This is a genomic window from Streptomyces sp. NPDC043726, from assembly GCF_056436565.1.
On record NZ_JBWKCI010000002.1, the window covers coordinates 732,981 to 746,545 of the forward strand.

Annotated in this window: 10 protein-coding genes; 3 read left to right on the forward strand and 7 right to left on the reverse strand. The window is 70.6% G+C overall.

What is annotated here, in order from left to right:
• Positions 1 to 8 precede the first annotated feature (8 nt).
• The 3 genes from AC068Z_RS08000 to AC068Z_RS08010 are packed head-to-tail and all read right to left on the reverse strand — an operon-like array spanning position 9 to position 1,010.
• Positions 9 to 302, reverse strand: coding sequence for a DUF1427 family protein (locus AC068Z_RS08000; RefSeq protein ID WP_478553412.1), 294 nt, complete (start codon positions 300 to 302; stop codon positions 9 to 11).
• Positions 299 to 445 (reverse strand): DUF1427 family protein, encoded by a 147-nt coding sequence (locus AC068Z_RS08005; RefSeq protein ID WP_478553414.1) that lies wholly within the window; start codon positions 443 to 445, stop codon positions 299 to 301. Before AC068Z_RS08005 ends, AC068Z_RS08000 begins: the two co-directional genes overlap by 4 nt.
• 4 nt (positions 446 to 449) lie before the next feature.
• On the reverse strand, positions 450 to 1,010 hold the full coding sequence (locus AC068Z_RS08010; protein WP_478553416.1) for a quercetin 2,3-dioxygenase: 561 nt from the start codon (positions 1,008 to 1,010) through the stop codon (positions 450 to 452).
• 148 nt (positions 1,011 to 1,158) lie between these two features.
• On the opposite strand from AC068Z_RS08010, the gene AC068Z_RS08015 reads away from it, so the two are divergent.
• Together AC068Z_RS08015 and AC068Z_RS08020 are read left to right on the forward strand one after the other, a co-directional pair.
• Entirely contained in the window at positions 1,159 to 1,602 is a 444-nt protein-coding gene (locus AC068Z_RS08015) for a MarR family winged helix-turn-helix transcriptional regulator (protein ID WP_478553418.1), read from the forward strand.
• A 357-nt stretch (positions 1,603 to 1,959) separates the two neighbouring features.
• Positions 1,960 to 4,041, forward strand: a complete 2,082-nt coding sequence (locus tag AC068Z_RS08020) for a SpoIIE family protein phosphatase (protein WP_478553420.1) — start codon at positions 1,960 to 1,962, stop codon at positions 4,039 to 4,041.
• Positions 4,042 to 4,170: 129 nt separating this feature from the next.
• On the opposite strand, the gene AC068Z_RS08025 is transcribed toward AC068Z_RS08020, so the two are convergent.
• The 3 genes from AC068Z_RS08025 to AC068Z_RS08035 form a co-directional block, all read right to left on the reverse strand.
• Positions 4,171 to 5,427: a family 1 glycosylhydrolase gene (locus AC068Z_RS08025; RefSeq protein ID WP_478553422.1), complete on the reverse strand. Its 1,257-nt coding sequence runs from the start codon at positions 5,425 to 5,427 to the stop codon at positions 4,171 to 4,173.
• 72 nt (positions 5,428 to 5,499) lie between these two features.
• Positions 5,500 to 7,791, reverse strand: a complete 2,292-nt coding sequence (locus AC068Z_RS08030; RefSeq protein WP_478553424.1) for a family 78 glycoside hydrolase catalytic domain — start codon at positions 7,789 to 7,791, stop codon at positions 5,500 to 5,502.
• Between the two features lie 164 nt (positions 7,792 to 7,955).
• Positions 7,956 to 8,579: a TetR/AcrR family transcriptional regulator gene (locus AC068Z_RS08035; RefSeq protein ID WP_478553426.1), complete on the reverse strand. Its 624-nt coding sequence runs from the start codon at positions 8,577 to 8,579 to the stop codon at positions 7,956 to 7,958.
• 252 nt (positions 8,580 to 8,831) lie between these two features.
• On the opposite strand from AC068Z_RS08035, the gene AC068Z_RS08040 reads away from it, so the two are divergent.
• Positions 8,832 to 10,316, forward strand: coding sequence for an MFS transporter (locus AC068Z_RS08040; protein ID WP_478553428.1), 1,485 nt, complete (start codon positions 8,832 to 8,834; stop codon positions 10,314 to 10,316).
• A gap of 60 nt (positions 10,317 to 10,376) precedes the next feature.
• Here the strand turns inward: AC068Z_RS08040 and AC068Z_RS08045 are convergent, their stop codons facing one another.
• Positions 10,377 to 13,385 carry a 3-keto-alpha-glucoside-1,2-lyase-like domain-containing protein gene (locus tag AC068Z_RS08045; RefSeq protein WP_478553429.1) on the reverse strand — a complete coding sequence of 1,003 codons (3,009 nt, stop codon included), beginning with the start codon at positions 13,383 to 13,385 and terminating at the stop codon, positions 10,377 to 10,379.
• Positions 13,386 to 13,565 lie beyond the last annotated feature (180 nt).

Consider the following 13,565-nt stretch of genomic DNA (forward strand, 5'->3'; position numbering starts at 1 on the left):
GGCGCAGGTCAATGCGGTGCGGACGGCAGGCAGGTGCAGCGGGGGGTCTGCTCCGGGTCGGCCGGGTGCGGGGGTTGAGGAGGCGTCGGCTTGGCGCGGCGGCTGGCCATCCGTTCGCCGAGTGCGGTGGCCGCGCTCTCTCCGAGGCCGATGCCCAGCAGGCCGGTCAGCCCGAGCAGGGCCGGCGCGGGGGCGTGGATGCCGACGACCCCGTAGAGGGTGCCCATCACCAGCCCAGCGGCGAGGGAGATCACGAGGCGGCGGCCGTACGAGGTAGCCCGGGTCCGGTGTGCGGCCGTCACAGCTTCTCCAGGAGGCTCTGCCCGAGCAGTATGCCGAGCAGGCCGGCCAGTGCGACGGGTGGGGGAGCGGGGGCTTTGACGCGCAGTGCCGCGTACAGGACGCCGACCAGGGTTCCGGCCAGCAGCGCTTGTACGTATGCCACGTGGTCAGCCTTCGGTGCGCCACTTGTGGTCGGGCAGGAAGCGTACGTCGTACTCCTGCGGGACGGTGCCGAACTTCTGCGGCTCGGGCACGTACGGCTTTGCCGGCAGCCCGAGTTCCTCGGTGGGTGTGCCGAGGTTCTCGAAGAACCGCTCGAAGGTCCCGCCCGGGCCCGCGGCGACACCGACGATCCGGCTGTGGTGGCGCTCGATGCGGTAGGCGTGCGGGCAGTTCTTGGGGACGAACCCGAAGTCGCCCGCGGTGAGCAGCTTTTCGTACTGCTCGCCCTGGAGGTCCTCGACGAAGAGGCGGACCGCGCCGTCGGTGACGTAGAAGACCTCGTGGGTGTCGGCGTGGGAGTGGGCGGGGATGAGGTCGCCCTTGGGGCCTTCGACGGTGAAGAAGTTGAAGGCGTTCTCGGTCTGCTCGCCGCCGGCGTAGACGGTGACCAGGTCGGTGAACAGGTGGGCGCGGTCGCCCATGCCCTTCTCGATGAAGTACGGCTTGCCCGGCTCGGCGGGGATGTGCGAGCGGGACCGGTAGCGGGTGGCGAACTCCATGGTCATGGGAAACCTCCGGCACAACGGGAAACGGGAATGTCAGGCTACCTGACGTTTAGGGTTTGTGGGGCTCTCCGCGGTGAATCCGCGCCGCCGGATCGGGGTCGCGGGCGGGCTGTCGCTATGCTCGGGCATCCCGTCCCACCGAGGAGCCATGACCACGCCCGCGCCGAACCTGCCCCAGCTGCTCACCGAGGCCAAGCGGTGGTTCGACGACGCGTTGCTGGCCAGCATGGAGGCCGCGGGCGAGCAGCCGGTGACGGTCGCCCAGGCAGCCGTCTTCGCCACCCTGGACGAGCAGGGCACCACGATCTCCGAACTCGCCCGGCGGATCGGCGTCACCCGGCAGACCGTCCACCAAGCCGTCCACGGCCTCATCGGCATGGGACTGCTGGAGCAGGTCCCCGACCCGGCGTCCGCCCGCAGCCGCCTGATCCGCCCCACCGCCGAAGGCGCACGCGTCCACCGACGCGCCCAGGCGGCGCTCGCCGTGATCGAGCAGGTCCTCGCCGACCGCATCGGTACGGCCGCCGTCGCAGCGCTGCGTGAGGCCCTGACCGAGCCGTGGGGGGAGCCCCCCTTGGTGGAGGCTCCCTGAGCGACACGCTCACCGATTCTGCGCCGGCCAGGGAACGCTGAAGGTGTGAGTCCCGCAGCCGCACATGTGGAGCCGGCTCCGGGCAGGTGGATGTCGGCCTCGGTGCCCGGTGGTGTCTCGACGGTCAATGAGAAGCCGTCGCCGCGTATGCGCCACATTCCGGCGATGTACCGGGTCATGTTCGGCCAGGTCATGAGGGCCGGACCACTTCGGCGGACGGAGCCGCCACCGGGCTGAGTGCGGAGGGCCCGGCCGGGGCCGGGCTCCGGAATTCGTGCCGTGGTCGGTTTGCGCGCAGCATGGAAGACACGGCTCCCGACAGGCGTCCCGAGGGCGTGCTGGGAAGGGATCTTCGGCATGGGTGCGGACGAGCCGATCCCGGACGCGGATCGCCGGGCAGGGGTGCTGCCGCCGGGCGGGCTGCTTGACCTGCTCGGAGTGGCCGCGGTGGTGGTGGACACCAGCGGCCGGATCGTCTTCTGGAGCCCGCAGGCCGACGAGGTGTTCGGCTACAGCGCGCAGGAGGCTCTGGGCCAGTACGCGGGGCGGCTGATGGTGCACGAGGAGCACCGCGATCTGGTGATCAGGCTGTTCGCCGAGGTGATGGGAAGCGGGGCAAGCTGGGCCGGGGCCTTCCCGATCCGGCACAAGGACGGCAGCACGCGCCTGGTGGAGTTCCGCAACATGCGGCTCCTGGACGACCTCGGCGACGTCTACGCCCTGGGCATCGCCGCCGATCAGTCCAGGCTGCAGCGGGTCGAGACCGATGTTGCCCTGTCCGAGCGACTGGTTTCCCAGGCGCCCATCGGTATCGCTCTGCTGGACACCAGCCTGCGCTACCTCCTGATCAACGCCGCCCTGGAGCACATCAACGGCATACCCGCCGCCGACCACCTCGGCCGCCACCCCCGCGACATCCTGCCGCACATTGACATGGACACCATCGAGTCCGCTCTTCGGCAGGTGCTCCTCACCGGCACCCCGCTCATCGACCAGTACACCGTCGGCCGCACCCCGGCCGACCCGGACCACGACCACGCCTGGTCGGTGTCGTGCTACCGGCTCGAAAGCCCCAGCGGACGGGTGATCGGCGCGGCGATCACCGTCATCGATGTCACCGAGCGCCACGAGGCGGCGCTCGAAGCCGATCGTGCCCGGCGCCGCGTCGCCTTGATAGCGGACGCGTCCGCCCGGATCGGCACCACCCTGGAGGTGGAGAAGACGGCCAAGGAACTGGTGGAGGTGAGCGTGCCGGTCCTGGCGGACATGGCCGCCGTGGACGTCCTCGACGCTGTGCTCGCCTTCCGCCGCGCCGGGGACTCCCATGAGGGCCCCGAACTCTTCCGTGCGCTGGCCGTCGCCTCCGCCGACCCCAGGGAGGAGGTCCTCGCCGCCGCCGACAAGGTCGGCGATCTCACCATGTATGCGGGGGACCGGCTGATCACCCAGTGCGTCCACACGGGGCGGCCCGTCGTCGTGGCCCACACCGGACCGGACGATCTGCAGCGCGTCGCCGGCAACCCCGAGTCCGCGGCGGCCTTCGCCCGGGCCGGCGTTCACTCCTATCTCGCGGTGCCGTTGATCGCCCGCAACGAGGTTCTCGGCGCATTCGACCTGATACGCACAGGCAACCCGCTTCCGTTCGACGACAACGACGTCGTCCTCGCCGTCGAACTGGCCGCCCGCGCTGCCGTGGCCATCGACAACGCCCGCTGGCACCAGAGCGTGCGCAACACCGCCGAGACCCTGCAACGCAGTCTCCTGCCGGGCCGGCCGCCCAGCCTCGTCGGGCTGGAGGTCGCGTCGTACTACCAGCCCGCCCAGGCCTCGCAGGAGATCGGCGGCGACTGGTACGACGTCATCCCTCTCGGGGACGACAAGACCGCCCTCGTCGTCGGTGACGTGATGGGCAACGGCATCGACGCCGCCGCCACCATGGGGCGCCTGCGCACCGCCACCTGCGCCTACGCCGACCTCAACCTTCCCCCGGATGAGGTCCTCCTCCACCTCGACAAGATCACACAAGGGCTCGAGCACTACATCGCCACCTGCCTCTACGCGGTCTACGACCCCCACCGGCGCCAGTGCCACATAGCCAACGCCGGACATCTCCCGCCCGTCCTCGACCCCACCGGACGGCCCCCCGAACTGCTCGACCTGCCCACGGGCGCCCCCCTCGGCGTCGGCGGCATCGCCTTCCGCACCACCTCCTTCACCCTTCACCCGGGGGACCGGCTCCTCCTCTACACCGACGGTCTCGTCGAAACCCGCCATCACCCCATCGACGAGCGCCTGGACACCCTGCTGCGCACCCTCGGCCAACAGCGCCGCCCCTTGGAGACCACCTGTCAGTGGCTGCTGCGCGCCCTGCGGCATCCGGACGACCACGACGACGTCGCACTCCTCGTCGCAGAGACCACGGCAATGCCTCCTGCCTGACACCCCGTCGCAACCGCACGGCCGACTCCACACCTCGGTGGCGAGCACTTCGGCTTCTCCTGGGCGGCGCCGGCCCAGCTCCGATGCATCCGCCACCGAGGCGCAAGGCGGCCCTCTTGTCGGCGCGACTCAGCTACCGTGCCCGGCCATCGCCTCCCGGTGGCTTCGCACCAGGGCCGCGTACGCCTTCGCGCTCGGCTTCGGGTGGCGCTGGAAGGTCTCGCGGTCGACCGTGTGCAGGCCGAGCTGGGCGCCGTATCCGAAGATCCACTCGAAGTTGTCCATGAGCGTCCAGTGGCAGTAGCCCAGGACGGGCGTGCCCGCGCTCACCTCGGCCGCGAGTTCCTGGACGGCGGCGGGGATGAAGTCGGCCCGCTGGGTGTCGTCCGGCGTCTGGATGCCGTGCTCGGTGACGAGGACCGGCACCTGGGAGACCTCGTGGGCGTAGCGCACCGCACCGGCGAGCGAGCCGGGCGCGATGACGGTGCCCATGCCGTTGCGCGGTCCGTCGACGGCCACTTCGCCGTCGGGACCGTGGACGATCCGCTCGTAGTTCTGCACGCCGATGAAGTCGTCCTGGCGTGCCTCGCGCAGCCAGTGGTCGTACACCGCGGCGCGCTTGGCGTCCCGGTGCTCCTCGCCGCCGGGGTGGGCCACTTCGTCGGCGATGGCGATCGAGACGCCGACGGGGAGGTCGGCGCGGCGGGCCTTGACCGCCTCACGGGCCGCGCGGTGGGCGCGGGTGAACGCCGCCTGGAAGTCGTCCTGGAGGTGGGCCGGGATGACGTTCGCACTGGCGTAGGTGTCACTGCCGGCGGCGCGTGCGGCGGCGGCCAGCATCTCGTTCTTGAGCGCCTCGGCCTCGGGCGGAAGTTTCGCACCGGCCTGGAGCAGTTGCTCGAGGTTGGGTTCGTTGAGGGTGACGGCGTACGCGATGCGGTCGCCGAAGCGCGCCATGACGCGGTCGCACTGCTCGGCGAAGCGGGCCGGGGCGTCGGCCGCGGTCCAGGAGCCGTCGGCGGCGAACCAGTGCGGCGCGGTGAAGTGGTTGAACGTCACGATGGGCGCGAGACCGCGCTCGAGGCAGCCGTCGACCCGGCGTTCGTAGTGGTCGAGGGCCTCCTGGTCGACGACGCCGTGCTCGGGTTCGATGCGGGCCCATTCGACGGAGAACCGGAAGGCGTTGAGACCGAGCCCGGCGGCCAGGTCGAGGTCGCTCGCCCAGTGCTCGTAGCCGCGGCAGGCCACTCCGCTCGGCTCTCGGAACAGGGAGGGGGTGGTGTGCTCCAGGAACCAGGTGTCGCTGGCGCGGTTGTCGCCCTCGTTCTGGTGTCCCGCGGTGGCGACGCCCCACAGGAAGGTGTCGGGCAGGCTGATGTGTGTCATAGGGGTTCCTTGCGCTGAACAGGTGCTGAAAGGTGTGCGGTGCAGGGGGTGTGCTGCCGAGCCGGGCGGGTGTTACTCCGTGGCTGCGGGCAGCGGGGTGTAGAAGGCGTGACGGCCGGGGCCGACTTCCCTGTGCTCCGCACCCGGCAGGTCGACCAGGGCGGTGACGTGGGGCGGCACGAGGAGGTCGACGTGGAGCGTGTTCCCGACGATGCGCCAGGCCGTCTCGGCCCGGCCGTAGGGGGTGTCGTGCTGTGCCTCGGCCCAGGTGATGCCGCCGCCCGGGCGGGGGCGGACGAGGAGGCGGCGGTAGCCGGGCTCGGCGGGTGCCAGGCCGGCGACGGTTCGGTGGATCCAGTCGGCCACCGCGCCGAGGGCGTAGTGGTTGAAGGAGGTCATCTCGCCGGGGTTGACGCTGCCGTCGGCCAGCATGCTGTCCCAGCGTTCCCACACGGTGGTGGCACCCATGTCGACCTGGTAGAGCCATGACGGGCAGGACCGCTGGGTGAGCAGGCGGTAGGCGGTGTCCACATGTCCGGTCCGGGTCAGCGCGTCGCACACCAGGGGAGTGCCGAGGAAACCTGTGCCGATGCGGTGCCCGCCCTCGGCCACCAGGTCCGCCAGCCGGCGTCCGGCCGCCGCGCGTTCGGCGTCGTCATCGAGGAGCCGGAAGCACAGGGCCAGGGCGTAGGCGGTCTGTGTCTCCTCCGTCAGGCGCCCGCCGCCGGTGTGGAAACGGGCGCGGAAGGCGTCGCGGACGGCGTCGGCCAGGGCGTGGCGGCGCACGGCCTCGCTCTTGTCGTCCAGGACCTCGGCGGTGCGGGCCAGCAGCCGGGCGACGTGCGCGAAGTACGCGGTGGCGACCAGGGCGGACGAGGTCATCACGCGTCCGGGGTCGTCCGCCGGGGCGGTCGGGTCCAGCCAGTCGCCGAACTGGAAGCCCTCGCCCCAGATCCGCTCCGGTCCGGCGAGGCGCTCGACGGCGTCGACCCAGGCCCGCATGGACGGGTACTGGGCACGCAGCACGTCGGTGTCGCCGTAGCGCTCGTACAGCACCCACGGGACGATGACGGCCGCGTCGCACCAGCCGGCCATCGGCGGGTTGCCGGGCGGCAGGGGCACCGGGGTGATGACGGGGATGTCGGGGCTGAACACCGGCGGTATTCCGCGTTCGTCCGCCTGCTGGTCGGCGGCGAGGTCGCGCAGCCAGGAGCGCAGGAAGTCGCGGACGTCGTAGAGGAAGGCGGCGGTGGGGGCGAAGACCTGGACGTCGCCGGTCCAGCCGAGCCTTTCGTCGCGCTGCGGGCAGTCGGTGGGCACGTCGAGGAAGTTGCCGCGCATGCCCCACACCACGTTCTCGTGCAGGCGGTTCAGGGAGGCGTCGGAGCAGGAGAACCAGCCGGTGCGCCGCAGGTCGCTGTGGAGGACCTCGGCGGTGACGTCGGCGGGATCGAGGACGCCGGGCCAGCCCTCGATGTCGGCGTAGCGAAAGCCGTGGAAGGTGAAGCGGGGCTCCCACTGTTCGCCCGCCGGGTCGCCGCGCAGGACGTAGCGGTCGGTGGCGGTGGCGTGCCGCAGGGGACGGGTGCAGAGGTCGCCGTCCTGGAGGACTTCGGCGTGGCGGAGGGTGACGGTACGGCCGGCCGCGCCGCGGACGCGGATGCGCAGCCGTCCGACGAGGTTCTGGCCGAAGTCGAGGACCGTACGGCCGGTGGGGGACGTGGTCACGGTGACGGGGGCGACGCTCTCGGTGCGGCGCACCGGCGGGCTGTCCGCCGAGAAGAGTGCGGCGGTGTCGAAGTCGAGGACGTCGACCGGCTGCCAGGCCGAGTCGTCGAAGCCGGCCTCGCTGAAGCCTTGCTGTTCGCGGCGGGCGTCGTACTCCTCGCCCTCGTACAGGCCGGCGGCGAGGATCGGGCCCGGGCTCCAGCGCCAGTCGTCCCCGGTGGTCACGGTGTCGGCGGTGCCGTCGGCGTACTCGATGCGCAGTTCGGCGAGCAGTCCGGTGCGTTCGCCGTAGATGTCCCTAGTGCCGCCGTTGAATCCGAGCAGCCCCCGGTACCAGCCGTCGGCCAGGTGGGCGCCCCAGGCGTTGGCGCCCTCGCGGAGCAGGGGGGTGACGTCGAAGGACTGGTAGCGGTGGCGATGGCGGTAACTCGTCCAGCCGGGTGCCAGGACGTGGTCGCCGACGGGGGTGCCGTTGAGCTCCAGTTCGTAGACGCCGAGCGCGGTGACCAGGAGCCGGGCCGACCGCACGGGCGCCCGCGCCGTGAACTCCGCGCGCAGCAGCGCGGCCGGGCGGGGTCCTTCGGCGGGGGCGTCGAGGCGGGGGCTGACGACGTGTGCGGTCCAGTGGTGGTGCATGGCGGCCTTTCTCAGCGCCGGAGGTGAGCAGGCACGATCATGCGGCGAATACTTAGTGATTACTAGGTGTTCAGCTGTGTGACCTGTGTCACGGTCGTGAGGGTATGTCAAGAGCATGACAAAAAGCCACGCCCGTGCGCCGAAGGCGCCGGTGGAGGGGTGGGCTACAGCCCCTGCCCGTCCGTGGAAATGGCCCTCAGGAGGCGGTCGAGGTGGGCGCGCATGACGGCGACGAGGTCGAAGGAGCGCCCTCCGGCCAGCCACTGCTGCATCAGTCCGGCGTCCAGGGCGGCGCATTCCCGGGCGATGCTCTCGTGGTCCAGTTCGGGCAGCAGCTCGCCGTTGCGGCTGCCGGTCCGCAGCCGGTCGGCGAGCTCCGCCACGCCCTTCTCCTGCCAGGTGGTGAAGTGTGTGTGGGCCGGATGGTCGGGCGCGGTGGCCTCGGCGGTGAGGACGACGGCGAGTTCGACCATGCCGGGCATGGTCAGTGTCTCGGTGGTGTCCTCCAGGTGGCAGCGGAAGGCGTCCCGCACCGAGTCCGAGACGCGCTCCCACCGGATGTCCATGCGCTCGTGCCAGAACTCGACCACCGCGAGCAGCAGCTGCTGCTTGTCGCGGAAGTAGTGCAGGAGTCCGGCGTCGGTGACCCCGGCGTCGCGCGCGATGCGGGCCAGCGAGGTCTTCCGGTAGCCGTCCTGGCCGAAGCGGAGCAGGGCCGCCTCCAGGATCTGCGTCCGCCGTGCCCGGCCCGCCGTGTAGTGGCCGCGCGGCCCCCTGGGTGTCGCCATGCCAGAACAGTACCGGTGGCGCGCGGGGCGGTGATCGGCCACCGACCGCCTGTGAGTGCACTGTGTGACGTGGGTCATATCTCAGACACCTAGCGAGCACTAGGTGTTCGGGTCATCATCGACGTCACGCGATGACGGGTTGCCGCGTAGTCACCTCCACGTGAGATGCGCGTTACGAAAGACCCTCCCTCCTGCGTACACCCCCCGCGCTTCTCTCCCCTCCCTCGGCACCTCCGTGAAAGGAGGGCTGGCATGACGCCGCTGTCATCAAGCCCCTCAGTCGACCGCACAGCCAAGGCCCCCGTGGACGGGCGGTGGACTCCCCGCCTCGTGCTGCTGCTGATCGCACTCGCCTGGCCGACCCAGCTGCTGGCAGCCGGCGGCATCCTCGGCGCCAACGCCACCGCCGGCGTCGCACAGGCCTTCCACACCACCCAGGTGGTCTGGTTCGGACTGACCCTCACGCTGGTGTCCACCCTGCTCACCCCCTTTGTGATCAAGCTGGGAGACCTCTACGGCAAGAAGCGCGTCATGCTGGCCATGACCGCCCTGGGCGCACTCGGCGAAGCCCTCGCCGCCCTCGCCGGCAGCTTCTGGCTCGTGCTCGCGGGCCGGGCCGTGGCCGGGTGCTACGGGCCGTTCGGCGCCCTGTCGTTCGCAGCGATACGCGACGTCTTCCCGCCCCGGCTGGTCAAGCCCGCCAGCGGCATCATGGGCAGCAGCGTCGGCCTGGTCGCCCTCTTCTCACCCTTCCTCGCCGGCTGGCTCGTCGACCACTGGGGCTACCGCGGTGTGCTGTGGTTCCTCGCCGCCGCCACCGCTCTCGCCTTCGCCCTCATCGCGTTCCTGGTCCCGGAGACACCGCGGCACGCCTCCGAGTCCGGCTTCGACTGGCTGGGCGGCCTCGTCCTCGGCGGCGGCCTGACCTCCGTGGTCTACGCCGTCGGCCAGGCGCAGAGCTGGGGCTGGACGGACCTGCGGACGCTCGGCTGGCTCCTGGCCGGCGCCATCGCCCTGACCGCGTTCTTCTTCGTGGAGCGCGCCAGCGACCACCCCATCCTCGACCTCGGCGTGCTGCGCCGCCGCCCGGTCGCCCTCGCCCTCACCGCGGGCGGCCTCGCCCAGACCGTCGCCTTCACGATGCCCGGCCTGGCCATCCTGCTCGCCCTCTATCCCCACATCCCCGGCGTCTCGGCCGGCCTGGGCTGGACGGCACACCACAACGCCGTCGTCAGCGTCAGCTGGAACCTCGTGATGTTCGGCACCGGCCTGCTCATCAGCCGCTTCCTGCGCCAGTTCGACGTGCGCAGAATCTGGTGCGTCGGCCTGGTGGTGATGGCCATCGGCTACGGCGTTGTCGGCGCCTTCCACGGCAATGAACTCCAGCTCATGGTCACCTCGTGCATCGCCAACGTCGGCGCGGGCATCGTCGTCGCCGGAGCCCCCGCCCTCGTGGTCGGCGTGGTCTCCCGCGACGAGCAGGGCCTGGGCAGCGGCATGCTCAACATGCTCATCAGCCTGTTCGGAGCCCTCGTCACCGCCGGCGCCTACGCCATCCTCGCCGCGGACAGCACGGTCGTCGACGGCACCGCCTTCTACCTGGACACCGGCTACACCTGGATCTTCTGGCTCGGGTCCCTGGTCACCGTAGTGGCCCTGCTGCTGTCCCTGTTCATCCCGCCCCTGCGCGACCCGGAGCACGAGGACACCCGGCCCGCAGAACCGCAACCGGTCTGACCGACAAGAAGCTGCCCCCGCGGTGCACACCGCGGGGGCAGCGGGTCCGTCCGGGTCCGGTCAGTCCAGCGGTTCGATCCAGATGTTGCGGTAGCGGACCTTGCTGCCGTGGTCCTGGAGGCGGATGGCGCCCGCCGTCGCCGTCTCCGGCGCACCGCCGCCGGTGGGGGAGGCGATGGCGACATCGTCGTGCACGGTCTTGCCGTTCCACACCAAGCTCACCCGTGCGTCGGCGGTCTTGTTGCCCGCTTCGTCGTAACGGGCCGCGCGGAAGACGATGTCGTACGACTGCCAGCGCTCCGGTGGCAGCGCCGCGTTGACGTCCGCCGCCTTGCGGCTGTAGATCGACGCGGCCTCGTTGTTCGCCAGGTTGGTGACGCCGTACGAGTCCAGGATCTGGATCTCATAGCGGTCCTGGAGGTAGACGCCACTGTTGGCGCGGTCCTGGCCCGTCACGTCCGGCGGCAGGTTCGGCAGCCGGAACTCCACGTGCAGCCGGAAGTCGCGATAGGCGGTCTTGGTGCGCAGATCGCCGCAGCAGACCTCCATGCCGCCGTCCGCCAGCAGCGGCCACTGGGCCGCCCGGCCCGAGGTGTGCTGCCACAGCGAGCGGTCCTCGCCGTCGAACAGGGTGACGCGCTCACCGGACTTGTGGACCGTGATGAGGTCCAGGTTGACGTGCCCGTCGTCGCCGGCGTCGTGGCGGTAGGCGATGGTGTTGGTCCCGGCTCGCAGGGTGAGCCTCTCCGTCTGGGTGGACCAGGTCTCCCAGTCGCCGGTGCTGAGCAGCCGGGCCTGTTTCACCTTCTCGCCGTTGACCGCCACGCTGATCGCCTTGGTCCCGGCGAACGGGTTGGGGCCGTTGGAGTAGCGCAGCCCCACGTCGTACGAGCCGCTTTTGGGGACCTTGACGCTGAACGTCGTCGTCGCGCCTTGCGTGCCGTAGCCGTCGACGAACGACGCGCCCGAGAAGCCGCCGTGGTCGGTGTTGGTACCGGCCCCGCCGCCGAGCGCGGCCTCCTCCGCCTCGTACAGCGTCTTCGGTGGTTGGGCGCTGGTGAGGTTGTTCAGCGTGTACCAGGCCTCGGTGCTCCACAGCGACTCGCCCGCGGCAGAGCTGAAGGGGCGTGGCGAGCGGACATGGACGACGTGTCCGGGCTTGAGGCCCGCGATGGCGAGCCGCACCTTCTTGCCGTTGCGGGACAGCGACGCGGAGCGGACCGTGAGGGGCTCCTCGTCCACCTTGGGGCCGCCGTAGGCCGGGGTGGGGACGTAGCGCCACTGCTTTACCCGGTAGCGTTCCGCCAGTTCGGCGGCGGTCTCCTGGGACAGCGGCTGCGTGTACTCCAGCTCGAATCCGCCGTCGACGGCCCGCATGGACAGGATGTCGAACGCGTTCCCGTCGTTGGGCGTGAGCTTTTGCAGGCCGTACGTCAGCTTGCCCTCCTGCCCCCAGTTGCCGCCCGCGCCGAGTCCACCGGCGTAGATGGCGCCGTCCGGTCCGCGGCTGATACGGGTGACGCCGGCCTCCAGGCCCTGCGTGTGGCGGAAGACGGCGCCCTGATACTGGCCCTTGACCTTCTCCAGATACGCCCGCTGCAGTCCGCCGTAGGTGACGTCACCGAACAGCATCTGGCCGGCGTAGCGGCCCTTGGTGACGTAGATCGGGGTGCTGGGGGAGTTGGCGATCTCGTTCTGCGGGAGCCACAGGACGGGCTGGGTGACGGGGTTCGCGTCGAACGGGCCGTCAGGGTTGGTGTAGTGGTTGAAGAAGCGGTCCTGCTTGACGTGCACCAGCTTGGAGGCCGGCAGCCAGCCGCCCTGGTTGTCGGTGACGAAGAGGTCGCCTCCGGGGCCGAAGCCGATGCCGTTGGGGGTGCGCAGACCGCCCGCGACGTAGGAGACCTTGCCGGTCTTGCGGTTGACCTTGATGGTGGTGCCCCGGTTGGCCGCGGGCTGCGGATCGGTGGTGGCGCCGCCGTAGTTGATGGCCACGGAGAGGTTGAGGTAGAAGAAGCCGTCCCGGTAGAGCAGTCCGAACGCGAACTCGTGGAAGTTGCCGCCGTACGGCCAGGTGGCCACGGTGCGCGTGTCGTCGATGACGTCGTCGCCGTCGGTGTCCGTCAGCTCGGTGAGCTCGTGCTTCTGCGAGACGTAGAGCTTTCCGCCGACGTACTTGATGCCCATGGGCTCCTTCAGCCCGGACGCGATCTTCTTCGCGGTCACCTTGTCGGGGCCGGTGGCGCCGGTGACGTTGTCCAGCAGGTACACCTCGCCCGCCGTGGTCTGCGAGCCGCCCCAAGTGGTCACCGCCAAGCGGTTGTCGGGCAGCCAGTCCATCGCGGTGACCTGCGGCTCGAAGCCATCGGGACGCAGATTCGTCAGGTCGTAGTCGGGGTGGACCTCGGTCAGCGGCAGACCGTCGCCCGGGGTGTCGAAGGCGCCCTCGCACTCCTTGCGTCCGGGCGCCGTCACGCGGACCACGTCCGCCTCCGTGCTGAGCACCGAGTTGGGCACCAGCGCGAAGTCGGGGGCCCCGGGCGGCTGCCAGGCCAGGGTGACCTGCTGCCCGCCGCCGCGCTCGAAGTGGTCGATGCGCAGCGAGTGGTAGCCGGCGGTCAGTTCGACCGTCCCGTCCTTGGGCTCCGCGCCGTGCAGCCCGTCGTGATCGATGACGAGCCGGTCGTCGATCAGCAGTTGTGAGCCGTCGTCACTGGTGAGCCGGAACGTGTACGTGCCGTCCTGCGGCACGTTGATGTTGGCGGTGACCTGGCTGACGAAGTTGGACTCGAAGCCGAAGTCCTCGGCGGTGGAGAAGTCGATGGTCGGCTTCAGCTTGTCGACGTTGGGGGTCTGGCCAGGCTTGAGCGTGCAGAGCTCGTCGAGCGGGACCTGCACGTCGAAGACGCGCAGCGTGACCCCGGGTTCCTGCGGGGGGAGTTCGGCGGCGGCCTGCCGCGGATTCGCGCTCGCCGGGCCGGTGGTCAGGCTCAAGGCTGCGGTGCAGCAGACCAGGGTGGCTGTCAGGGTACGGCGCAGACCGCGTCTTCGCCGGGGCCGAGTGCTCATGCGTTCTCCTCACGGCTCGTACCGCGTACGGAGCCGAGCTGCGGGTGTCGGGTGCAGCGGGGGTGGAGCGAATGCCGTGGCGCGCGGGACACGTTAGGAGACTTCTTCCGCGGCGTCCATATCTTTGTACACATGCAGTACAAAGAGTGGGTCTGACGGGACGAAGTGCCGGGGTGGGGA

Coding starts and splice junctions, on each gene's coding strand:
- AC068Z_RS08010 (WP_478553416.1), bottom strand. CDS start 1,010: ATGACCATGGAGTTCGCCACCCGCTACCGGTCCCGCTCGCACATCCCC.
- AC068Z_RS08015 (WP_478553418.1), top strand. CDS start 1,159: ATGACCACGCCCGCGCCGAACCTGCCCCAGCTGCTCACCGAGGCCAAG.
- AC068Z_RS08020 (WP_478553420.1), top strand. CDS start 1,960: ATGGGTGCGGACGAGCCGATCCCGGACGCGGATCGCCGGGCAGGGGTG.
- AC068Z_RS08025 (WP_478553422.1), bottom strand. CDS start 5,427: ATGACACACATCAGCCTGCCCGACACCTTCCTGTGGGGCGTCGCCACC.
- AC068Z_RS08030 (WP_478553424.1), bottom strand. CDS start 7,791: ATGCACCACCACTGGACCGCACACGTCGTCAGCCCCCGCCTCGACGCC.
- AC068Z_RS08035 (WP_478553426.1), bottom strand. CDS start 8,579: ATGGCGACACCCAGGGGGCCGCGCGGCCACTACACGGCGGGCCGGGCA.
- AC068Z_RS08040 (WP_478553428.1), top strand. CDS start 8,832: ATGACGCCGCTGTCATCAAGCCCCTCAGTCGACCGCACAGCCAAGGCC.
- AC068Z_RS08045 (WP_478553429.1), bottom strand. CDS start 13,385: ATGAGCACTCGGCCCCGGCGAAGACGCGGTCTGCGCCGTACCCTGACA.